This is a genomic window from Curtobacterium sp. MCBD17_023 (genome assembly GCF_003224415.1).
Taxonomy (GTDB): domain Bacteria; phylum Actinomycetota; class Actinomycetes; order Actinomycetales; family Microbacteriaceae; genus Curtobacterium.
In genome coordinates this window covers 200,365-221,977 of record NZ_QKLJ01000004.1, presented here as the reverse complement: position 1 = coordinate 221,977, position 21,613 = coordinate 200,365, and the positions used below count along the sequence as shown (strand labels likewise).

Genomic DNA, 21,613 nt, shown 5'->3' with positions numbered 1-21,613 from the left:
TCCCACCGACACCGGGCCTCCCGGCCGGCGGCGAGCCGTGCGACGGGCCGGACGGGGCCCGTCGGACCGCGGTCAGTCCGAGAAGACCATGGGGCGGCGTGACAGCCGCGGCTGCGGCGTGGTCGCCTTCGGCTTCTCGACACGGGCGCGGACCGGGTTGATCGTGACGCGGGTCACGGCGCCGAGCGCCTCCACCGTCGGGACGCCGTGGAACCCGGCCGCGTGGACGACGATGGCGGCGCAGGCCTCGGCGTCGGCCGCCGCGTCGTGGTGCTGGAAGCCGGAGAAGCCCGCTGCCGTCGCGGCCGACGGCAGGCGGTACGAGTCGAGCGTGTACGTCTTCCGTGCGACCGCCAGCGAGCACATCGAGTGGTGCTCGGCGATGTCGATCCCCGTCGCCGCACACCCACCCGCGATGACGCCCATGTCGAAGCGGGCGTTGTGTGCGACGAGCACGTCGCCCTCCGCGAACGCCACGATGTCCGGGTACTGCTGCTCCCACGTCTTGGCGTGGGTGACGTCCGACTCGACGATCCCGTGGATCCGCGTGTTCCACTCGAGGAACGCGTCATGCCCGGCGGGCGGACGGATGAACCAGGAGGCCCGTTCCACGACGCGGCCGCCGCGCACCTTGACGAGACCCACGGAACACGCGCTGGCGGACGAGTTGTTCGCGGTCTCGAAGTCGATCGCGGTGAAGTTCAACACGCGATCGATCGTCGCACGGGGATACGACAACTCCTGAATCGAGCGCGGCGTGGTGCCGGCAGCGGGAGTCCCCGCTCGTACGCTGTGGCGATGGAGACCGGTCCCGCACGCACCCCGCTCGTCCTCGTCCTGGCGGGTGCCGGGTACGGACAGCAGGCTCCGCTCCTCCGGTGGTCGGCGACCATCGCGCGGGAGTCCGGCTGTGCGGTCCTCGCACCCGACTGGACGGTCGACGACGCTGCCCGCGCCGACCCGGTCGGCTTCGTCACGCAACACGTCGCCACCGCGCTCGGCGACCGGCTGCCCGACCTGGTGGTCGCCAAGTCCTTCGGGTGCTCCGCCCTGCCCTGGGCGGTGGCGCACGAGGTCCCCGGCGTGTGGCTGACCCCGGTGCTCACCGACGACACGGTGCGCGACGCGCTCGCCACGGTCAGCGACGGACACGTCGCGGTCGGCGGTTCCGCCGATCCCGTGTGGCGGCCCGACTGTGTCCCGCACACCGGGGCGCGGCTCGTGACCGTCGACGGAGCCGACCACGCGCTCGAGGTGCCCGGTGACTGGCGACGCTCCCAGCGCCTCCAGGTCGAGGTGCTGAGCGTCGTCGAGGAGCAGGTGGCGGCCCTGGTCCGACCAGGCGGGCGGCGGTAGCCTCCCGTCATGGCCGACCCACGCGACCTCGACGACCTGTTGGCGCAGGCCGAGGTCGTCGACGCACCGCCGCGCACCGCACGACGGGCGATCAGCCTGGCCCTCGTGCTCGCCGGCACCTGCGTCGCGATCGCCGTCGGCGCCCTCGCCGGGTTCCGCGGGCTCGTCATCGCGGCGATCTGGTACGCCACGCTGGATCCCACGTCCAGCGGCGGCTGACGGACACACTGGAGGCTCCCCACCGGCACGGCCTGTCCGTCGCCGGCGCGTCGGCTCGGAACCGGCGGCGGGACCCAGGGGCGGCCCCGTCACGCCGCCGCCGGTAGGCTCTCCTCCCGTGGCACTCACCATCGGAATCGTCGGTCTCCCGAACGTCGGCAAGTCGACCCTGTTCAACGCCCTGACCAAGAACCAGGTGCTCGCGGCCAACTACCCGTTCGCCACCATCGAGCCGAACGTCGGGGTGGTGAACCTGCCGGACCCGCGTCTCGACCAGCTCGCGGAGCTGTTCGGCTCGGAGAAGACCGTGCCCGCGCCGGTGTCGTTCGTCGACATCGCCGGCATCGTCAAGGGCGCGAGCGAGGGTGAGGGGCTCGGCAACAAGTTCCTCGCCAACATCCGCGAAGCCGACGCCATCGCGCAGGTCGTCCGCGGCTTCACCGACGACGACGTCGTGCACGTGGCGAACAAGGTCTCGCCGGCGGACGACCTCGAGGTCATCAACACCGAGCTGATCCTCGCCGACATGGAGACCATCGACAAGGCGCTCCCGCGGTACGAGAAGATGCTCAAGCTGAAGCAGGCCGAGCCGATCGTGCTCGAGACCGCCCGCGACGCCCGTGCCGAGCTCGAGAAGGGCGTGCTGCTCTCCGCGACCTCGATCGACCTCGAGCCGATCAAGGAGCTCGGGCTGCTCAGCGCCAAGCCCTTCATCTTCGTGTTCAACGTCGACGAGGCGATCCTGACCGACGAGGCCCGCAAGGCCGAGCTCGCCGCCCTCGTCGCCCCGGCGAACGCGGTGTTCCTCGACGCCCAGGTGGAGTCCGAGCTCATCGACCTCGACCCCGCGGACGCCGCGGAGCTCCTCGAGTCCACCGGTCAGACCGAGTCCGGTCTCGACCAGCTCGCGCGCATCGGGTTCGAGACGCTCGGGCTGCAGACGTACCTGACTGCCGGTCCGAAGGAGTCGCGTGCGTGGACGATCGGCAAGGGGTGGAAGGCGCCCCAGGCTGCCGGTGTGATCCACACGGACTTCGAGAAGGGCTTCATCAAGGCGGAGGTCATCTCGTTCGACGACCTCATCGCCACCGGCTCCATCGCCGAGGCCCGTGCGCAGGGGAAGGCCCGCATCGAGGGCAAGGACTACGTCATGCAGGACGGCGACGTGGTGGAGTTCCGCTTCAACAACTGAGGCCCGGTGTCCTGCCCGCACCCGTGGTGCTCGTCGCCACCGGTGGGTACGGTGGAGCCGTCGCGCGCGATGCGCGGCGGGTCGGCAACCCGGCCCGGGGAAGCAACACGGGGGAGTGCCGGTCATGACCGAATTCGTCGAGGTGCCACTGCTCCCGCAGTCGGATTCGTCCAACGGTGGGAAGTTCACGTACTCCACCGCGTCGGCACTGCAGTCGAAGCTCCTGGCAGAAGCGGCCCGGCTCGAAGGGCAGGCTGGATCCCGGGCCTCGTACGTCTCGACGGCGAAGCACGACTTCGAGGGCCACTTCTCGGAGTTGTTCGCCACGAACGCCACCACCTCGTCGCAGGACGCGTCGAACCTCGCCAGTGCCCTCCGCACGGTCGCCGGGTACGTCGGCAAGATGATCGCGGCCGGTCACGAGGAGGACGCCCGCCGCAAGGAGAACAACGAGTGGGTCCACCGGCACAACAACAAGGACTTCGGCGACCAGTTCCACGACTTCTGGTTCGGTGAGGACGAGCGTCCGAACGTCGATCCCGGACCGGCCCCGACCTTCCCTGCTGCCCAGGCCTCGACCGGCTCCCGCCAGACCCCGGCTCCCGGTGGCGGTGGAGGCGGAGGCGGAGGTGGTACTTCCTCTGCGCGGCCGGAGGACCTGCGGTCCTTCGCAACCGGATCACGCGGGCTCGACGACGCCCTCGCGGCGGCCCCGGGCGGCATCGAGGCGGCGCTCGCCGACTTCGCGAGCGACTGTTCATGGGGCCACATCGATGCGGCCGGAGTGGTGGGCGCCTACCGCCGGTACCTCAGCGCGAACGCCGAGGACGCCTCCTGGGCCGACACGATCGCCGCCGCCTTCGAGGCCGCCGGCGGCGCCGGGGCGGTCTCGACCCTGAGCGACGCAGCGCTCGGCGCGGCACTGCAGGCGGCCGGCGTCTCGGCGAGCCGTTCGAGCCTCCAGATCGACCCGCCGACCGCGGCGGGTGCGATGCCCACCAGCGGGTACGCGAACGACCCGGTGAACACGTCGACCGGCAACTTCCTCGAGCCGGAGACGGACCTGGCCTTCGTCGGGGCATCCGGCCTGGCCTTGACGCGCATGTACAACTCGATGCCGTCCGCGCTCGGGACGCCGGGGGTGTTCGGACCGGGATGGGCATCGGTCCTCGACCAGGCGCTCCTGCTGTCCGACACCGGTGCCCGCTGGGTCCGGGACGACGGGCGAGCAGTCGACTACCCGCGCGACGGTGACGGCTTCGGTCGTGCTGTCGGCGAGAACTCCTGGCTGCACCGGGAGCCGGGCGAGGGTCCCGACGGGGCCCGTCTCGTCGTGCGCGACAACCAGGGCGGGTGGTGGGCGTTCGACCCGACCGGTCGCTGGCTCGCGTCCGGACGCGGGCACGGCGAGACCACCACGGTCAGCCGTGACGGTTCGGGTGCCGTCATCCGCCTCGAGCACGAGTTCGGCCGGAACCTCGAGGTGGAGTACGTCGACGGGCGCGTGGCCGTGGTCCGTGCGTCGGACGGACGCCGGATGGAGTACGGGTACGAGAACGGGTACCTCGGCCGCGTGACCGGTGCACTCGGGACACGGACGTACCGGTGGAACGAGGACGGCCTCATCGCCGCTGTCGTCTCGGCCGCCGGCGTGGTCGAGGCCGAGAACACCTACGACGAGCAAGGACGTGTCGTCCTGCAGGTGTCCCAGTACGGGCGGCGCACGAGGTTCGCCTACCTCCCCGGTCGCGTGACCGCTGTGTCGGACGAGGACGGCACCCGGTCGAACTCGTGGATCGCGGACGCGAAGGGACGCCTGGTCGGGATGCTCGACTCCGCCGACCAGCGGCAGTCGATGACGTACGACGCTTCGGGCAACCTGGTCTCGTCCACGCGTCGAGACGGGTCCGTCACGGTCCACGCCCACGACGAGCGCGGTCGGCGGACGCGCACGGTCACCGCCGAGGGTGCGGACCTGACCTGGGGGTACGACGCGCAGGACCGGGTGACCACCTTCGTCACTGCGTCGGGATCGGTCATCAGCTACGAGTACCCCGATGACGTGTCGCGGAACCCGTCCGTCATCCACGACGCCCTCGGTGGGCGCACCGAACTGGAGTGGGATCGCGGTCGGCTGCTCAGGGTCGTCGACCCGACCGGCGTGCCGCTGCACTTCGCGTACGACCGGGCCGGTGACCTCGTCGCGATCCGGAACGCCTCGGGGGAGACGTCCCGGACCGAGCGCGACGCCGCGGGACGTCCGACCGCTGCCGTCAGTCCGTCGGGTGCGCGCACCGAGTACCGGTACGACGGAGCGGGGCTCCTCGTGCAGCGGACCGACGCGGACGGTGCGGAGTGGCGGTTCGAGCACGACCCTGCGGGACGGCCCACGGCGGTCGTGGACCCGACGGGCGCGCGGACCCGGTTCGAGTACGGAGCGAACGGCGAGCTCGTCCGCACCACCGATGCGCTCGGCAGGACCGTCGAGCGCGAGTTCGACGACCTGGGCAACGTGGCCGCGGTCGTGCTCCCGGGTGGCGGGAGGTGGGCGTTCGCGCACGATGCGCTCTCGCGGCTCACGAGCGTCATGGACCCCGCTGGCGGCACCTGGTCGCGCGAGTACGACGTGGCCGGGAACCTGACGGCGAGCATCGACCCGACCGGACTCCGGACCTCGGCGACGACGGAGCGCGACACCGGCACCGTCACGATCGCCGACGCCTTCGCCCGCACCACGGTCCGCTTCGACGAGTACGGCCGCCCGGTGCGGGTCGAGGCCGAGGACGGCTCGGCCGAACTCGTCACCTACGACGCGGCGGGCAACGCGGTCGAACTCGTCGACGGCGAGGGCGGCTTGACGACGCTCGAACGCGATCCGGCCGGTCGGGTCGTCGCCGTCGTGGCGGCCTCCGGCGCGACCACGGCGTACGAGTACGACGCGTGCGGTCGCCCGTGGCGGACCACCGACCCGGTCGGCGGGGTCACGGAACTCGTCTGGGACGCCGATCAGCGTCTCGTCGCCAGGACGTTCCCGACGGGCGAGTCCGAGCACTTCGAGTACGACGCGGTCGGACGCCTCACGGTGCAGCGGGTGCCCGGGGTCGGGACCACGCGGTTCGAGTACGACCGGGTCGGGCGGCTCGTCGCGACCCGGGGCCCCGCCTTCGGTACGCGTCGCTTCACCTACGACGCCGTCGGGCAGCTCGTCCGCACGGTGAACGGGGTCGGTGGCGTCACCTCGTACGACCACGACGACCTCGGGCGGGTCACCCGGGTCACGGGGCCCACCGGCGCCGTCACCGAGTACCAGTACGACGACCTCGGCCAGGTCACCGGCATCACCGACCCCCTCACGCGCCGGACGGTCCTCCGGTACGACGCGGCAGGTCGACCGATCTCGCGGACGGATGCGGACGGCCGCACCACCACGTGGACGCACGACGCGTCCGGGCGGCCGGTCAGCACCTCGGTCGACGGTCGGCTGGTGTCGGTCGTCGAGCACGACGCCGCCCGGCGTCGGGTCGTCGTGCACGACCACACGCGCGACGACGGCAGGGTCGTCGACCACGAACTGCGCTTCGACGGTCGTGGTCTGCTCACCTCCCGGACCCGGGACGGCTGGGGCATGACCTGGGAGTACGGACCGGACGGCGAGCGCATCGCGTCGACCGACACGAACGGCGTGCGGACGACGTGGACGCGTGACGCAGCCGGACGGGCGGTCGCCGTCGAGCACCCGGGACTCGGCCGTGTCGAGTTCGACCGCGACGCGAGCGGTCGGTGCATCGCCGCGCGTGCCGGTGGGCGTGTGCAGAGCTGGGCCTTCCACGACGGGTTCATGACCCGGCACACGGGCGGGAGCGGTGCGACCCTCGTCGAGCGTGACGACCACGGGAGGGTCTCCCGGGTCACCCGGCAGGGCCCGGACGACGGCCCGGCCCGTGTGACCACGGTCGAGTACGACGCCGCGGGGCAACTCGTCGCGGTGGAGACGGACGCGGGCCGGTCGACGTGGGAGTACGACCTCGGCGGACGCCTCGTCGCGGAGTCCGGCCCCGACGGCACGACGACACACGAGTACGACGCAGCGGGGCAGATCCGTTCGACGGAGCACCCCGACGGGTCGCGCAGCGAGTACCTGCACGACGCCCTGGGGCGGCGCGTGGCCGTCACCGACCCGGACGGGGCGAGGACCGAGTACGGCTGGGGCACGATCGGTCGTCTGGCCGAGGTCGTGCACCGTCCCGTCCCCGGCACGAGCGACCACCCCGCGACGGAACACCGCCTGTGGGTCGACGCACTCGGCGAACTCGCGGAGGTCGACGACGCGTCGGTCTGGTGGGACACGGCCGCCGCCGTACCGACCCTCGTGGCGGTGGGAGGCGAGCGGGTGCTCGGGCTGCCCGCAGGGCTCACCGCGGTCGGGACGACCTGGACCACCGACCAGTGGCGTGGAGCACGGGCGACGGACGTCGGCGATCCCTGGGCGGTCACCGGGACCGTCGGCTCGTCGCCCGCCGCGTCCGGGTTCCCGGACGACATCGGGGTCACGGCGACGGGTGGGCTCGTCGTCGCGGGCCTCGAGTGGCTTGGTGCGCGTGTGTACGACCCGACCGCCCGGGGTTTCCTGTCCGCTGATCCGCTGCCCCCGGTCATCGGCGCCGGGTGGGACGGCAACCCCTACGCGTACGCGGGCAACGACCCGCTCGGGGCCGTCGACCCGACCGGACTCCGCCCGCTCACCGACGCAGAACTGAAGGCGTACGACAGCTCGGCATCGCGCGGCGCGTTCGCTGCCGCCGGTGACTTCTTCGCCGACAACTGGGAGTACTTCGCCGGGGGTGCCATGGTCGTCGCCGGCGGCGTGCTCATGGCGACCGGTGTGGGCGGCCCGGCGGGGATGATGCTGATCAGCGCCGGAGCCGACACGATCATCCAGAAGGCCACGACGGGCGAGGTCGACTGGGGCGAGGTCGCGCTCAGCGGCGCCCTCGGCGGGTTCGGCGGTGCGGGCATCGCAGCCCGGGCGGGACTGACCGGGATGAAGGCGTCGGTCGTCGCGGGTGCCAGCTCCGGCGGGATCGGTGGCGGCGTCCAGGGAGCGTACGGCTACTACACCGGGCCTGGCCCGCACTCGGTCACCGGAGCGCTCTCCGCCACGGGCCAGGGTGCGCTCGCGGGGACCGTCACCGGCGGCGCCGGTGGAGCCGTGGGCCAGAAGGTCAGCGAGGGCATCATGGGTGCGGTGACGCGGAACGCCTCCGCCGACACGGCGGTCATGGGGCGCAGCATGGAGTACCGCGTCCATCCCTACGGAGCTGCGCACGGGTACTCCTCGTACGAGGCGCTGCCGTCCCGGGTCTACGACTGGACAGAGGCGCACCTCCCCACGTCGGTCCACGAGCGGGTGCACCTCTGGGCGAACGAGAAATGGGTGGACTACCAGAAGATGCAGGGCAAGGACATCGTCGACATCGGCGCTCCGGACGAAGCGCTGCGCCCAGCAGGGGTCGATCCACTCGGACCGAGCGCGTACTACGACATGGAGCAGAGCCGGGTGGCCGGGTACTCCGGGTACTCCCAGGACCCCCAGCCGAGTTGGGACCTGCGATGACGTCGCCGACCTCGTCGCGCGCTCCGGAGCCGGGCCCACCGGAGACGCGGTACTTCCGCGTCGCAGGACGACCGCAGCGCCGGTTCCTGTTCACCGCTGGCGTCACCACGTGGGAGGTGTCGAGCGGCGCAGGGACCTCGTTCGTGGTGGACACTGCAGGACTGCGCGACGCGCTCGGCATCGCCCCCGGCGGTTCCCGGAACGACGAGCAGCACTGCCGGTCCCGAGCCGTCGAGCTGTTCGAGTCGGGCGACCGGGAGCACTGGGTGCAGTACCCGTTCGGCGGCACGGCCACGGACGAGGAAGTCCTGGGCGGCGCTGCCGGCCCTGACCCCTCGACGGTGTGATGCCCAGCCGGACCGGTGCTCGTCCGTGGTGCGACGTCAAGCGTCGTCAGCGGCGCCCACGAACAGCGTCCGCCCGTCCGCGTTCACCGGGAGCATGTCGCCGCACCGCGCCGCTGCGTCCCGGAGCCGCCGGATGAACGCCGGGTCCTCCGGCTCCAGGAGGTCGTCCGGCGCCTCGCGCAGCAACAGTTCGCTGGACGGACCCACCAGCATCCTGGTCCGTTCGAGCGTCCCGTCGTCCCCGACGCAGGGCACCGCGATCGTGTCCGTCCTGGTGTTCGCGCCGAGGACCGCTGCGTAGTCGGCGACGGCATCCGCGATGAGGTCCCCGGTGAGGACGTCTGCGCCGTCGTAGTGGATGTACTTCACGATGTGCCCTCCCTCGTCCCCACGGTAGGCACCGGGGTTCCGGGAGCGGCACAGGATGAGTCGCCAGGCGCGGGGAGTGGACACCAGCGACCCATGGGACGTCGCCGACGGCGCCACGTCAGCGCTTCAGAGCAGCTCGGCCGCCGGGTAGCGGAGCCACGGGCCGGTACCCGACTCGGGGCAATGCTCCTCCATCACCCGCTCGACCACTCCGTGGTCAGCAGGCGCACGCCGGTACAGGGCGACGAGGTCGACCCCGGACTCCACGTGTCCGTCCTCCCAGCGAACGTCGTAGCGGTACTCCCGTTGCGGTCGTCGGAGCCAGCGCGACGGCGATTTGCCGCCTGCCGCCTGCCGCCCACGGGCGCCGCGACCACCAGGGCCGGAACGACGGAACGCCGCCCCCGGAGGGACGGCGTCTCGTGTCGTGTGGCGTCGGGCGGACCCGACCGTACGGCTCAGGCGGCCAGCGCCAGCTCCGGCGCACGCACGGCGCGCGCCTGCAGGATGGTGCGGCTGGCCTCGCCGCGCCAGGAGCGGCCCGGGACGACCCAGCCCGCTACGCCGTCGACGGCGACGCGGACGCCGGGCGTCAGGAACAACCCGAGGTCGTCGGCGGGCATGCGCACGAGGTACTCACGCTGCGAGCGGTCCTCACGCACGGGGAACTCGGCGATGCGGTCGGGGGAGACGGTGGGTGCCGCGATGGCGGTCCCGGTGATGATGGTGTGTTCGTTCGTGGTCATGGTGCTGTCTTTCTTCAGTCATTCGGCGTCGCGCGGGGCCGGACGGACTCCGTGGTCTCGTCGGCCGCAGGAGCGCGGACGCGCACGTCGACATTCGACGTGCATGCTCGCCGGTCGGGGAGCGGTGGTCTCGCTGGAATGCGATCCAGGGGGATCGGTTCGAGACGGTCGGTGTGCGCGAGTCAGATGGGTTCGCTGCAATGCACCAAACAAGGACAGTACTCCGCAGACGTCCGTCTGTCCAGTCGCGCGGTCGGTTCCCGGCCCCGCCGGCCAGGAGGCCCGCCCAGCGCTCGCCGCCGTGTCCGGTCTCCGTGCCGTATGACCCCACGCCAGTGGCAGCGACAGCCCGCTCCGAAGGCGTAACACGTGGGAAACCGACGGGGCCCGAGCGCGAAACACCCCGTCGTTACGGTTCGAGCACTGAGCAAGCGCTCAGCCCGAACCCCGACGAAGGACCCGCACGGATGCAGCACCGCACTCGGCTCCGCTCCCGCACGACCACCCGCCTGACCACCACACTCCGCACGGCCGTCATCACCGCGGGAGGTGTCGGCCTCGCCGTCCTCGCGGCGACACCGGCCGCCGCGGCCCCGGTCGCGACCACGGCCACGATCACCGCACCGGCCACGGTGACGGTCGGCGACACCGTCGACATCGCCCTGACCCTGCCGGCCACGTCCGACGTCTTCGCGTACGAGATCGACATCGCGGCGGACGCCGACGCCGTCGAAGTCGTCGACGGCAGCGCGACCGGTCCGGACGGCGGGTTCGACTCGGTCGAGCAGGACGGCGACACCGTCACGCTCCTGCACACCCGCCTCGGCACCTCGCCCGCGCTGTCGGGTGACCTCGCGGCGGCGGTCGAGCTGACCGCGACGAGCCCCGCCACGGTCGACCTCGCCGTCACGAGCGTCACCCTGGTCGCCAGCGACGGCAGCACCACCACCCTGACCGACCCGGCCTCGACGACCGTGACGATCGCAGCGGTCCCGACGGCGAGCCCGACGCCGACCCCCGGCCCTCCCAGCACACCGACGGCGGCTCCGACCACCGCACCGGGCGGCACCGGCGGCGCCGGCGGACCCGGCACCGGCACGGGGACCGGCGGGTCCATGGACCCGGTGACCGACACCTCACCCGCACCCGCCGGCGGCGCGCTCGCCTGGACCGGTGCCGATCTCGCACCCTGGATCGCCGCCAGCGTCGCGCTGCTGCTCGCCGGCGCGGGCCTCGTCGCCGCCCGTCGCCGTGCCTCCCGTGCGACCCGGACGGAGGACGCGCGATGACCGCCACCGACCACTCCCGGACGACCGACGCCACCTCGACCCGAACCCCCGGAGGAACCCCCGTGACCCGCCGTCGTCGCACCACCGTCGCCGGAGCGGCGCTCCTGGCCCTCGTCGGCACCGCCGTCGTCGCGACCCCGTCACTCGTCGCGAGTGCTGCGCCGGCCGCCCTCGACGCGAGCCCCGCCGCCATGCTCGCGCCGTACTACACGGCGCTCGACCTGACCGGAGACGACCAGGTCACGACCGCCGACCTCACCGTCCTGTCCGACCACCTCGGAGCGACCACCGCGGACGCGGACTGGTCGGCGGTCTCGGCGGCCGACACCGACCGGGACGGGACGATCACGCTTCCGGACGTCGCCGGTCTGTCGCAGCGGATCGTCTACGACGACGGGCCGTTCACCCTCGTCGAGGCGTCGACGCTCGACATGCAAGCCGCGATGAACGCGGGCGTCACGACCTCGGCCGAGATCACCCAGGACTACCTCGACCGCATCGCCGCGTACGACCGGACCACCACGGACACCGGGACGGGCGGGCGGCCGCTCAACTCGATCGTCACGACGAACGCCGCGGCACTCACGGCAGCGAAGGCCGCCGACGCCGAGCGGGCCGCGCACGGCATGACGAGCATGCTCCTCGGCGTCCCGATCGCGCTGAAGGACAACTACGACACGAAGGACATGCCGACCACCGGCGGCTGCGGCTGCTGGGACGACAACCAGACCACGACCGACGCGGCCATGGTCGCCGGCCTCCGCGACGCCGGGGCGGTCGTCCTCGCCAAGGCGAGCCTCGACGAGTTCGCCTTCGGGTTCGTGTCCGAGTTCTCCTCGAACCAGCCGGCGGGATCGTCGCTCCTCGTCGCCAGCCCCTACGTGACCAGCCAGACCGCCGGCGGGTCCAGCGGCGGCACGGGCGCGGCGATCGCGGCGAACCTGGCGGGCATCGGCTTCGGCACCGACACCGGCGGCTCGATCCGCGTCCCGTCCTCCTACAACCAGCTCGTCGGCATCCGCCCGACGGTCGGTCTCGCGAGCCGCGACGGCATCATCCCGCTCGCGCTGTCCCAGGACACCGGCGGCCCGCTCGCCCGTTCGGTCACCGACGCCGCCGTGGCGCTCGACGCCGTCACCGGCATCGACGCGGCCGACCCGGTCACGCAGGGCCAGGCGGGCAAGGTCCCGACCTCGTACACGCAGTTCCTCGACCCGACGGCGCTGCAGGGGAAGCGGATCGGCTACGTCACGTCGATGGTCGGCACGAACCGCACCACCGCGCGGCTCTTCGCCGAGGCCCGGGCCACCCTGGAGGCCCAGGGTGCGACCGTCGTGCCGATCACCGCGACGCCCGAGTTCAACCGGGTCCTCAGCGAGGGCAGCGGCAGCACGAACGAGTTCAAGCACGACCTGGACCAGTACGTGGCGAAGCACCTCGACCCGGACGTCACCGCGCGCTCCCTGCAGGGCATCCTGGACTCGGGGGAGTACGTGCCGAGCCGGAAGGGCACGTACCAGCAGCGCAACGCGATCACGGAGGCGCAGTACCAGGCCTGGGCGGGACCGGAGGGCTCGCACACCACGCAGATCGCGACCGGGAAGCAGGTCGTCACCGGGATGATGGACGCGCAGGACCTCGACGCGCTCGTCTACCCGTCGGGCACCCCGTACGGCACGCAGGGCACGAACATGCGCCTCAGCCCGAACACCGGCATGCCGGCCGTGACCGTCCCGATGGGACAGGCCACCGCGGCGGACGCCACGATCACCGGGGCGGGCGTGAACCTCGAGTTCCTCGGCCGCTCCTACGACGAGGGCACCGTCATCGGCCTCGGCTACGGGTTCGAGCAGGCGACGCACGCCCGCACCAGCCCGGCGCTGTACCCGGCGCTCGGGTGAGCACGCCGGTCGCCGACGCGACCGACTGACGGACGGGAGGTCCGACCAGCTGGGGTCGGGCCTCCCGTCCGTCTCGTTGCGGCTCCGCAGCCGCGTCCGTCAGTTGAGCGTCGGGGTGTCCTCCGGCACGACGCCGCCGAGGTAGAGGTCCGCGGCGAGGTCGCGGAGCGCCCGCAGGGCGACGCGCTGTGTGAGCGGGCCGTAGGAGATGCGGGCGACGCCGAGCGCTTCGTACTCGGACGCAGGCAGTGCGCCCGGCAGGCCGATGACGCTGAGCTTGCCGCGGCCCAGGCCCTCGACGAGCTGTTCGACGACCTCGCGCTGGTGCCCGCCCGGCACGAACACGAGCGGGGCGCCCGCGTCGAGGAACGCCTTGCCGCGCGCGATGGCGTCCGCGATGCTCTCCGCGATCGGGCGGTCACCGCCGCGGGCGATGGCGTCGGTCCGGGCGTTCAGCTGGAAGTCGACACCCTCCTGCTCGGCGGCCTTGATGATCGCGGCGACACGGGCGACCGACTCGTCGAACGGGCGGAGACGGTCCTCGACGTTCGCGCCGACGATGCCCAGGCCGATCGCGCGGCGGATCGTCTCGGCCGGGTCCTCGTACCCGTCGTCGAGGTCCGCGGTGACGGGCAGGTCCACCGCGTCGACGACGGTCTTCGCGCCGGTGAGGGCGAGGTCGAGCGGCATGCCGCCGTCCTGGTACCCGTACGACGCGGCGATCGAGTGCCCGGCGGTGGCGATCGCGCGCGTCTCGGGCAGGGCCGCGACCGTTTTCGCGCTGATCGCGTCCCAGACGTTCACGACGCGGAGGATCTGCGGGGCTTCGTGCAGGGACTTGAGGGTCGTCGCCTTCTCGGCGGTGCTCGTGGTCATGGAGCCGACAGTAGGCGTGCGGCGGAGGCGCTGTTCACGCTGGGCGACACCGTTCGCGGGCGGCGGCCCGAACGGTGTCGCCCAGTGCGAACGGTCGCCTGCGGCGCGGGCCGCAGACGACGCGAGATGACGTCCGGACTCGTGCCGGGCCTCCCGGCGGGGCATGCTGGACGGCATGGCGAGCGACGAACAGGACCCGGTCGGCACGCTCCGCGGGGTCCGCACGAGCATCAAGTGGACGCGGTACGCGCCCGACGTGCTGCCCCTGTTCGTCGCCGAGATGGACCACGAGGTCGCGCCGGAGATCCGGCAGGCGCTCGTCGAGCGGGTGCAGCAGTCGGACCTCGGGTACCTGGACGGGCCGGGACCGCTCGCGCCCGCGTTCGCCGCGTTCGCCCGCGACCGCTGGGGCTGGGACGTCGACCCGGCACGCGTGTACCTGGCGACGGACGTCAGTGTCGGCATCGTCGAGACGCTCCGGCTCGCGCTGCCCGACGGCGGTCGCGTCGCCATCACGCCGCCGGTGTACCCGCCGTTCTTCGAGCTCGTCGAGGAGGCCCGATGTCAGGTCGAGGAGGTGCCGCTGCTCGAACGGTGGGGCGTGTACCGGCTCGACCTCGACGGCCTCGAGCGGGCGTTCGCCGACGGCGTCCGGGTGTTCCTGCTCTGCAACCCGCACAACCCGATCGGGCTCGTCCACGACCGCGCGGACCTCGTCGCGCTCGCGGAGCTGGCCGCCCGGTACGACGTCCTCGTCATCAGTGACGAGATCCACGCTCCGCTGACGCACCCGGGCGTGCAGTTCACGCCGTTCGCGTCGATCGCCGAGCCGCTCGGGGCGCGGAGCGTCTGCGTGACGAGTGCGAGCAAGGGGTGGAACCTCGCCGGCGTGAAGTGCTCGGTCATCGTCGCCGGGGACACCCGCACCACCGAGCTCCTCGACACCCTGTGGGAGGAGGTCGCCTGTCGGACGAGCATCCTCGGGCTGCACGCGAACGTCGCGGCCTTCAGCCTGGCCGTCGGGTGGCTCGACGACGTCGTCGACCGCATCGTCGCGAACGACCGGCTGCTGGCGAAGCTCCTCACCGAGCACCTGCCCGGCGTCGTCTATGCGAGGCCGCGGGCCGGGTACCTGGCCTGGCTCGACTTCCGGGGGCTCGGCCTCGGCGACGACCCGGCGGTGCAGCTCCGGGAGCACGCGTTCGTGGCGCTCAACTCCGGCCTGCCGTTCGGGGCGCAGGGCAGGGGGTTCGCCCGGATCAACCTGGCGTGCTCGCCGGAGACCCTGCGCGAGGCGGTGTTCCGCATCGCTGCCGCGTACCCGTCGAGCGCGCAGGAGGGTGTCGTCTGGCACGTCGCCTGACGCGGACGCCGGAGCGGTGCTCGTACCAGCGAGCGCAGCAGCTGGTGGCCGCCGCGGAGTGACCCGCGCTCAGGCGAGGGGCGCGAAGTGGTTGCGACCGATGACGGTCACGTGCAGGTCGACCTCGCGGGAGGGGACCTGGTCGGTCAGGGAGATCCACTCGCGGGCCACGAAGGCGACGGACGGCCACCGGCGGACCTCGGTCACGGGGAACCCGTCGATGAACACCTGCCACATGCCCTGCTCACGGACGGCCTGGACCTCGTGCGTCGCCATGCCCGAAGCGTAGCAACGGCACCAGCGGACCGGCCAGGACGGCGGAGCGCCCCGGCCGGCCGGCGGGTGGGAGCGGCCCGCGGCTCGGAGCGCCCCCGGCTCGGAGTGGCCCCCGGCTCGGAGTGGTCAGGGCGTGACCATGCCGCCGTTCACGTTGAGGGTCTCGCCCGCGACGAAGCTCGACTCGTGCGAGGCCAGGAACACGTACGCGGGAGCGAGCTCGGCGGGCTGCCCGGGGCGACCCATCGGCGACTCGCTCGACCCGAAGTCCGGCAGCGTCTCGGGGTCGACCCCGGCGGACACCTGGAGCACCGACCAGGTCGGCCCGGGCGCGACGACGTTCACGCGGATGCCGCGCGGGATGAGCTGCTGCGCGAGCCCCTTCGAGAAGTTGTTGACGGCCGCCTTCGACGCCGCGTAGTCGAGCCGGTCGGGAGCGGGCTGGTAGGCCTCCATCGACGCGGTGGTGATGATCGTCGAGCCGGGCTCCAGGTGGGGGAGCGCCGCCTGCACGAGCCGGAAGAGCGAGAGCACGTTGACGGTGAAGGTGTCGACGAGCTGGTCGTCCGGGATGTCGGTGACCTCGGCGCGCCAGTGCTGCTTGCCGGCGCAGCTGACGATCGCGTCGAGCCCGCCGAGTTCGGCGACGGCCCGCTCGACGAGCGCGGCGGGGTAGTTCGGGGCGGTGAGGTCGCCCGGGATCGTGACGGCCTTGCGACCGGCGGCCTCGACCAGGGCGACGATCCGCTGCGCGTCCTCCTCCTCGTCGGGCAGGTAGGCGAGGGCGACGTCGGCGCCTTCGCGTGCGTAGGCGATCGCGACGGCCGCGCCGATCCCGGAGTCGGCGCCGGTGATCAGCGCGCGACGCCCGGTGAGGCGCCCGGTGCCACGGTAGGAGTCCTCACCGTGGTCCGGCTTCGGGTCCATCCGCGACTCCAGGCCGGGCTCCGGCTGCTGCTGCGGTTCCGGGCTGGTGTTCGGGTACCGGGTCGTCGGGTCGCTGTACTCGTACTGGTCGCGGGGCATGTCGAGGACCGTACGCGGACCGGCCGGGAGGCCCGTCAACAGGTGCGCGCTCCGGCCTGCGTCGCCGGCGTCAGAGGTCGAGCGCCATCGCCACGTCCGCTCGGACGTACGGGCTCGGCGGGTGCTCGTCGGTGCGGAGGTGACGGAACCCGGTCGTCTCGTACAGGTGCACGGCACTCGTGAGTCCGCTGTTCGTCTCGAGGAGCACCCGGCGTGCGCCGAGCTCCCGGGCGCGGTCGACCGCGGCGCGGATGAGCCGGCGCCCGGTGCCGTGCCCCTGGTGGTCCGGGTCGACGGCCATCTTCACGAGTTCGAACGCGTCGTCGCCGTGCGGGGCGAGCCCGACGCAGCCGACCACGTCGGAGCCGAGTCGGGCGACGAGGACGACGCCGCCGGGCTCGACGATGTGCTGGACGGGGTCGCCGAGCAGTCGACGGTCCTCGTCCTCGAGGGCGAAGAACGTCGTGATCCACCGCTCGTTCAGCGAGCGGAACGCAGCGGCGTCGGCGGCGGAGGACATGTCGTCGATGACGACCTCGGTGGTGGCGGGCATGCCTCCATCCTGGGTCGCCGAACCAGACACGTCCAATACTCGTTCGGTCGGATTGATAGCATTCCGGTATGGATCGTGCTCCCGAGGTCGACCTCCGACAGCTCCGGGCGTTCCTGGCGCTCGCTGACGAACTGCACTTCGGTCGGGCGGCCGTCGACCTGGGGATCGCGCAGCCCGCGCTGTCCCAGCTCATCCGCCGCGTCGAGGTCGCCCTCGGCGTGGAGCTGTTCGCGCGCACCTCGCGGAGTGTCGCCCTCACGCCCGCCGGTCGGGTGCTGCAGGGGCGGGCGCGGTCCCTCCTGGCGCAGGCCCGACGGGACCTGGACGAGACTGTGCGGGTCGGACGGGGAGAGGCGGGTCGGCTCGACGTCGGATTCGTCGTCTCGGCGCTGCCACTCGGTCCGATCGAGCGCGTGCAGCGGTTCCGGGAGCGCTTCCCCCTCGTGCGCGTCGAACTCACCGAGGGGTTCTCCTCGCGGCTCGTCACCGCGGTCCAGCGCGGGGAACTCGACCTGGCCGTCGTGCGCGACCCGGACCCGGTCGACGGCGTGCGGTTCACCCGGTTCCGGAGCGAGCCGTTCGTGGCGGCGGTGCCGCGCGACCACCGGTTCTCCGGGCGGACGAGCATCCGGGGGCCGGAGCTGCTCGACGACCCGTTCGTGTTCTTCCCCGCCGAGGCCGGCAGGCTCGCCACCGAGCGGAACACCGCGCCCGTGGCCTCGGGTGGTCGGCGTCCGGTGATCGTGCAGGAGGCCACGACCTGGGCGACCGTGCTGCACCTGGTCGGCGTCGGCCTCGGGGTGACGGTGCTGCCGGAGAGCGCGGCGCTGGCGGCCCCGGACACGGTGGTGCTCCTGCCGCTCGAGGGCAGCGCGCACCGCAGTGAACTCGTCTGGGCGTCCCGGTCGGGTGACGACCGCGAGGTCCTCCGCAACTTCGCCGCCGCGGACTGACCGGGCGCGGAGTCAGCCGAGCGGCAGGACCGGTGCGCGCCGGTCGCCGAGCTCGTCCTCACGCCACGGACTGGTGCCGGTCAGCGCGAGCCCGAGCTGCACGAGCACGAACGCCACGTGGGGTTCGACGTCGGGGTCCCACGGCCCCTCGACGCCGAGGCCGAACGCGCCGAGCTCGTCGTCGGCCTCGTCACGGAGCGTGAGACGCCACCGGCCGTCCCCGAGCTCCTCGGCGACGGCCCACCGTGCGGTGCGGAAGCGGTCCGGCGTCACGCCGTCTTCATGATGTCGGCCGTGAAGTTGTGCAGCCGCGCGAGCAACGACTCGGACCGCATCGCGATCGTCGCCGGCGGGTTGAGGTGCGGCGGTGCCGTGCGGATGAGCATCGAGCAGCCGAGGTCCTCGCAGATGTACGAGCCGATCGTGTTGCCGTTCCGGCCGGCCTCGCCCGCGCGGGCAGCGGAGAACAGGCGCACCTGCGTCGCCGGCTGCGGGGAGTGGCAGAACGAGCACATCGCCGCGATGCCCGGACGGAGCGAACCACCCGCGGCACGGACGACGATGCCGACGGGCTTGCCGTCCATCCAGGACACCATGTACCCCCGGCGGGCGGCCTGGGGGTCACGCCAGCCCAGGTACTCGCGTTCGTTCCACAACGTCTCGTGCAGCCCCGGGATCGGGAGCTGCGCGAGTTCGTCGGGCGTCGCGTTGACGAAGGACGATCGGATGTCGGATTCGGTGAGCGGCTGCACGGTTCCCCTCGCGGTGGCGGACCGGACCAGGCTAGCCCCGTGCGCCGACAGGCGGACGCAGCGCGGGCCTCCCGTCCGGTTCAGGACAGCCGGGAGGCCCGGATCGCGCCGAGCGCGCCGGTCCCGTCCGCCACCAGCACCGCCCGACGGAGCGCGTCGCGGCCGACGCGACGCGCGGCAGCGTCGTCGGCGGCGAACTCGACGAGGACACGGGTGGACCGGGCCATCGCCCGTGCTCCCGGGACCCACGGCACGGCCCGTTCCACGGACTCGGCGAAGCCGACGACGGACGCGTGGTGCTGCCGGAGGTGGGCACGCTCGTGGGCGACCACGGCCTCCAGTTCGTCCGTGCGCAGCCGGTCGGCGAGCCCGGTGCTGACGAGGACACCGCCCGACCGGCCGGGCACGGCGCACGCCAGGGCGGTGTCGGCCTGCAGCACCGCGACGAGGGTGCCGTCCACCTCGCGGTGCGGTGCTGCGCCGGCGCGGAAGGCCTCGCGCACGGCCGCGTGCGCGGGACTCGGTCGGACGCGGACCGCGACGGCGAACGCGATCACGGCGAGGACGGCGACGCCCACGTTGAGCCCGTGACTCGGCGAGTCGCCGATGCCGAACGGGTCGCCCAGCGGCCGGTCCGCGAGCACGACCAAGGCGATGCCGACGACGAACCCGGCCGTCCCGACCACCACCGCGGCCTGCCATGCGGCGATCGCCGTCCGCGGGCGGTCGATCGTCCACCCCGCCCGGGTGAGCACGCGCGGGACGAACGCGACCACGGCGAGGGCGAGCACGACCAGGCAGACGCCGGTGACGACCACGGGACGGACCGGTCAGGGACGGGTGCGCGAATCGATCGCGCGGCGGAGGACCTCGAGGTCCCCGGACGCGAGCGAGCCGGTGAACTGCAGGAGCGCGGCCTCACGGTCGGAGGCCGCGGCGAGCGCGGTCGACATGAGCGACGCGGTGTGGTCCTCGCGCGAGTGCGCGGCACGGAAGGTCAGCGGAGCATCCGCGTGTTCCTCGCGCAGCACCGCACCCTTGCGACCGAGCCGGTCGAGCACGGTGAGGACCGTCGTCAGGGCGGGCCGGGGCTCACCGAACGCGTCGAGGACCTGGCGGGCGGTGAGCCCGTCACTCGCCGAGGCGTCGGCGGACCAGAGCGTGTCGAGCACCGCCTGCTCGAGCTGCCCGCGGGGGCGCGATCGCTGTCCTGCCACGTCCGCCACTCTACGTGATGTCGAACGGCCGACCGGTGCTCCCGTCGTCGAGGACCGGGTCGGTGGTCGGGGAGACCGCCGGACGCGCAGTCCGACACATGCCCGTAACGCGGGCTCGGTATGCTCACCGGACAACAGAACACGACGGCCGACCACCCGCCGCGGGAGAGCCCGACCGGATCGCAGCGCATCATCGATGCTCCTTCGGTCCCGGGCACCGAAGGAGCAAGCTCCCCGCCAATCTCTCAGGTCCAACACCGCAGCGGACAGGCCACTCTGAAAAGCAGACGCGATCGACGTGGGCGCATCCCGCGGCGCACCGTCTCGCCCACGGTGAAAGCCGCAGGACCTCACGGGCCGCGGTGAAGCTCTCAGGCCCATGACAGAGGGGGAGTTCCGCACCCGACGACGGTCGTCGGGCCCTGCCGATGTCAGGAGGACTCCGTCTTGTCCGAACCACTGCGTTCGTCGCCGCTCGAGGCAGCGCACGAAGCCGCCGGTGCGACCTTCACCGACTTCGCCGGCCACCGCATGCCGGTCCGGTACTCGTCGGACCTCGCCGAGCACCACGCCGTGCGCCGAGCCGCAGGGGTGTTCGACCTGTCGCACATGGCGGAGATCGGCGTGCAGGGACCCGACGCCGTCCCCTACCTCGACGCCGCACTCGCCGGGTCGTTCGGCGCGATGCCGGTCGGCCGGGCGAAGTACTCGCTGCTCCTCACCCCGGACGGCGGCATCCTCGACGACCTCGTCGTGTACCGCACCGGAGAGGACGTCTTCCTCGTCGTCGCGAACGCCGGTAACCGTGAAGTCGCCGTCGCGGCCATGCAGGACCGTGCCGCCGGGTTCGACGTCCTCGTGACGGACGACTCCGACCGGACGGCCCTCGTCGCGATCCAGGGGCCGGCCGCAGCGGGCACGCTCGACGCCCTCGTCGTCGCCGACCGTCTGCAGCCGGAGTCCCCGCTCGACGAGCTCCGGTACTACCGCGTCCTGCACGCCCTGTTCGACGGCAGCGAGGTGCTCATCGCCCGCACCGGCTACACGGGCGAGGACGGCTTCGAGCTGTACAGCGACACCGAGGTCGCCCCGGCGATCTGGGACGCCCTGCTCGCCGCCGGGGCCGAGCGCGGGGTGGTGCCCGCCGGGCTCGCGGCGCGTGACACCCTCCGCCTCGAGGCCGGCATGCCGCTCTACGGCCACGAGCTCGACACCTCGGTCCGACCCGCACAGGCCGGACTCGGCCGGGTCGTCGCCACCTCGGGGTCCTTCGTCGGCGACGCCGGCGTGCAGCCGGCCCCCGACGCCCGCGTCCTCGTCGGCATCGTGATGGAAGGACGCCGTGCTGCCCGTGCCGGGTACGACGTCCTGCGCGACGGGGTCGTCGTCGGCACCGTGACCTCCGGCGCGCTCTCGCCGACGCTCGGCCACCCGGTCGCGATGGCGTTCGTCGACCCGGACTGCGCCGACGGGGGACAGGTCCTCCACATCGACGTCCGTGGCACCGCCATCCCCGGCACCGTGACCGCGCTTCCCTTCTACCGCCGCGCCTCGAAAGGCTGAT

General features: G+C 72.7%; 22 protein-coding genes and 1 riboswitch. Of the genes, 10 read left to right on the top strand and 12 right to left on the bottom strand.

Annotated features, from left to right (window positions below):
• Positions 1-72: 72 nt before the first annotated feature.
• Positions 73-708 carry an exonuclease domain-containing protein gene (locus DEI84_RS07970; protein ID WP_309146383.1) on the bottom strand — a complete coding sequence of 212 codons (636 nt, stop codon included), beginning with the start codon at positions 706-708 and terminating at the stop codon, positions 73-75.
• Between the two features lie 90 nt (positions 709-798).
• On the opposite strand from DEI84_RS07970, the gene DEI84_RS07965 reads away from it, so the two are divergent.
• From DEI84_RS07965 to DEI84_RS07945, 5 genes are all read left to right on the top strand, one after another.
• A complete protein-coding gene (locus tag DEI84_RS07965) occupies positions 799-1,356 on the top strand; it encodes a hypothetical protein (protein ID WP_110890334.1) in 558 nt (185 codons plus the stop codon).
• Between the two features lie 9 nt (positions 1,357-1,365).
• Positions 1,366-1,575, top strand: a complete 210-nt coding sequence (locus DEI84_RS07960) for a hypothetical protein (protein ID WP_110823644.1) — start codon at positions 1,366-1,368, stop codon at positions 1,573-1,575.
• A 118-nt stretch (positions 1,576-1,693) separates the two neighbouring features.
• Positions 1,694-2,767: a redox-regulated ATPase YchF gene (ychF, locus tag DEI84_RS07955; protein ID WP_110823645.1), complete on the top strand. Its 1,074-nt coding sequence runs from the start codon at positions 1,694-1,696 to the stop codon at positions 2,765-2,767.
• A 124-nt stretch (positions 2,768-2,891) separates the two neighbouring features.
• Positions 2,892-8,381 carry a DUF6531 domain-containing protein gene (locus DEI84_RS07950; RefSeq protein ID WP_110890333.1) on the top strand — a complete coding sequence of 1,830 codons (5,490 nt, stop codon included), beginning with the start codon at positions 2,892-2,894 and terminating at the stop codon, positions 8,379-8,381.
• Positions 8,378-8,728 (top strand): hypothetical protein, encoded by a 351-nt coding sequence (locus DEI84_RS07945; protein ID WP_110890332.1) that lies wholly within the window; start codon positions 8,378-8,380, stop codon positions 8,726-8,728. The genes DEI84_RS07950 and DEI84_RS07945 overlap by 4 nt, the downstream gene beginning before the upstream one ends.
• Before the next feature lie 36 nt (positions 8,729-8,764).
• On the opposite strand, the gene DEI84_RS07940 is transcribed toward DEI84_RS07945, so the two are convergent.
• The 3 genes from DEI84_RS07940 to DEI84_RS07935 form a co-directional block, all read right to left on the bottom strand.
• Entirely contained in the window at positions 8,765-9,181 is a 417-nt protein-coding gene (locus tag DEI84_RS07940) for a hypothetical protein (protein ID WP_110890331.1), read from the bottom strand.
• A gap of 42 nt (positions 9,182-9,223) precedes the next feature.
• Positions 9,224-9,364 carry a hypothetical protein gene (locus DEI84_RS15645; RefSeq protein WP_181420384.1) on the bottom strand — a complete coding sequence of 47 codons (141 nt, stop codon included), beginning with the start codon at positions 9,362-9,364 and terminating at the stop codon, positions 9,224-9,226.
• A gap of 191 nt (positions 9,365-9,555) precedes the next feature.
• Positions 9,556-9,843 carry a hypothetical protein gene (locus DEI84_RS07935; protein ID WP_110890330.1) on the bottom strand — a complete coding sequence of 96 codons (288 nt, stop codon included), beginning with the start codon at positions 9,841-9,843 and terminating at the stop codon, positions 9,556-9,558.
• Positions 9,844-10,310: 467 nt separating this feature from the next.
• On the opposite strand from DEI84_RS07935, the gene DEI84_RS07930 reads away from it, so the two are divergent.
• A complete protein-coding gene (locus tag DEI84_RS07930; protein WP_110890329.1) occupies positions 10,311-11,132 on the top strand; it encodes a cohesin domain-containing protein in 822 nt (273 codons plus the stop codon).
• Entirely contained in the window at positions 11,129-13,033 is a 1,905-nt protein-coding gene (locus DEI84_RS07925; protein ID WP_110890328.1) for an amidase family protein, read from the top strand. Before DEI84_RS07930 ends, DEI84_RS07925 begins: the two co-directional genes overlap by 4 nt.
• A 99-nt stretch (positions 13,034-13,132) precedes the next feature.
• Here the strand turns inward: DEI84_RS07925 and DEI84_RS07920 are convergent, their stop codons facing one another.
• On the bottom strand, positions 13,133-13,909 hold the full coding sequence (locus tag DEI84_RS07920) for an isocitrate lyase/phosphoenolpyruvate mutase family protein (RefSeq protein ID WP_110823651.1): 777 nt from the start codon (positions 13,907-13,909) through the stop codon (positions 13,133-13,135).
• Positions 13,910-14,084: 175 nt separating this feature from the next.
• Here DEI84_RS07920 and DEI84_RS07915 point away from each other — a divergent pair, with 175 nt between their 5' ends.
• Complete coding sequence (locus tag DEI84_RS07915) at positions 14,085-15,272, top strand: MalY/PatB family protein (RefSeq protein ID WP_258368431.1); 1,188 nt, start codon at positions 14,085-14,087, stop codon at positions 15,270-15,272.
• 69 nt (positions 15,273-15,341) lie between these two features.
• Here the strand turns inward: DEI84_RS07915 and DEI84_RS07910 are convergent, their stop codons facing one another.
• The 3 genes from DEI84_RS07910 to DEI84_RS07900 form a co-directional block, all read right to left on the bottom strand.
• Positions 15,342-15,548: a hypothetical protein gene (locus DEI84_RS07910; protein ID WP_110890326.1), complete on the bottom strand. Its 207-nt coding sequence runs from the start codon at positions 15,546-15,548 to the stop codon at positions 15,342-15,344.
• 126 nt (positions 15,549-15,674) lie between these two features.
• A complete protein-coding gene (locus tag DEI84_RS07905; protein WP_110823656.1) occupies positions 15,675-16,574 on the bottom strand; it encodes an SDR family oxidoreductase in 900 nt (299 codons plus the stop codon).
• A gap of 70 nt (positions 16,575-16,644) precedes the next feature.
• The gene (locus tag DEI84_RS07900) at positions 16,645-17,127 is read right to left on the bottom strand and encodes a GNAT family N-acetyltransferase (protein ID WP_110890325.1); all 483 of its coding nucleotides are present in this window, start codon (positions 17,125-17,127) and stop codon (positions 16,645-16,647) included.
• A 68-nt stretch (positions 17,128-17,195) separates the two neighbouring features.
• On the opposite strand from DEI84_RS07900, the gene DEI84_RS07895 reads away from it, so the two are divergent.
• A complete protein-coding gene (locus DEI84_RS07895) occupies positions 17,196-18,080 on the top strand; it encodes a LysR substrate-binding domain-containing protein (RefSeq protein ID WP_110890324.1) in 885 nt (294 codons plus the stop codon).
• A gap of 12 nt (positions 18,081-18,092) precedes the next feature.
• Here the strand turns inward: DEI84_RS07895 and DEI84_RS07890 are convergent, their stop codons facing one another.
• The 4 genes from DEI84_RS07890 to DEI84_RS07875 all read right to left on the bottom strand — a co-directional run bounded on the left by DEI84_RS07890 (position 18,093) and on the right by DEI84_RS07875 (position 20,049).
• Positions 18,093-18,353 (bottom strand): hypothetical protein, encoded by a 261-nt coding sequence (locus DEI84_RS07890; protein ID WP_110890323.1) that lies wholly within the window; start codon positions 18,351-18,353, stop codon positions 18,093-18,095.
• A complete protein-coding gene (locus tag DEI84_RS07885; RefSeq protein WP_181419408.1) occupies positions 18,350-18,832 on the bottom strand; it encodes an FBP domain-containing protein in 483 nt (160 codons plus the stop codon). Before DEI84_RS07885 ends, DEI84_RS07890 begins: the two co-directional genes overlap by 4 nt.
• 80 nt (positions 18,833-18,912) lie before the next feature.
• Positions 18,913-19,650 carry a M56 family metallopeptidase gene (locus DEI84_RS07880; protein WP_110890321.1) on the bottom strand — a complete coding sequence of 246 codons (738 nt, stop codon included), beginning with the start codon at positions 19,648-19,650 and terminating at the stop codon, positions 18,913-18,915.
• 12 nt (positions 19,651-19,662) lie between these two features.
• Complete coding sequence (locus tag DEI84_RS07875; protein ID WP_110823987.1) at positions 19,663-20,049, bottom strand: BlaI/MecI/CopY family transcriptional regulator; 387 nt, start codon at positions 20,047-20,049, stop codon at positions 19,663-19,665.
• A gap of 152 nt (positions 20,050-20,201) precedes the next feature.
• Positions 20,202-20,319, top strand: a riboswitch (glycine riboswitch).
• Positions 20,320-20,496: 177 nt separating this feature from the next.
• On the opposite strand from DEI84_RS07875, the gene gcvT reads away from it, so the two are divergent.
• Positions 20,497-21,612 carry a glycine cleavage system aminomethyltransferase GcvT gene (gcvT, locus tag DEI84_RS07870; RefSeq protein WP_110890320.1) on the top strand — a complete coding sequence of 372 codons (1,116 nt, stop codon included), beginning with the start codon at positions 20,497-20,499 and terminating at the stop codon, positions 21,610-21,612.
• Position 21,613: the final 1 nt, after the last annotated feature.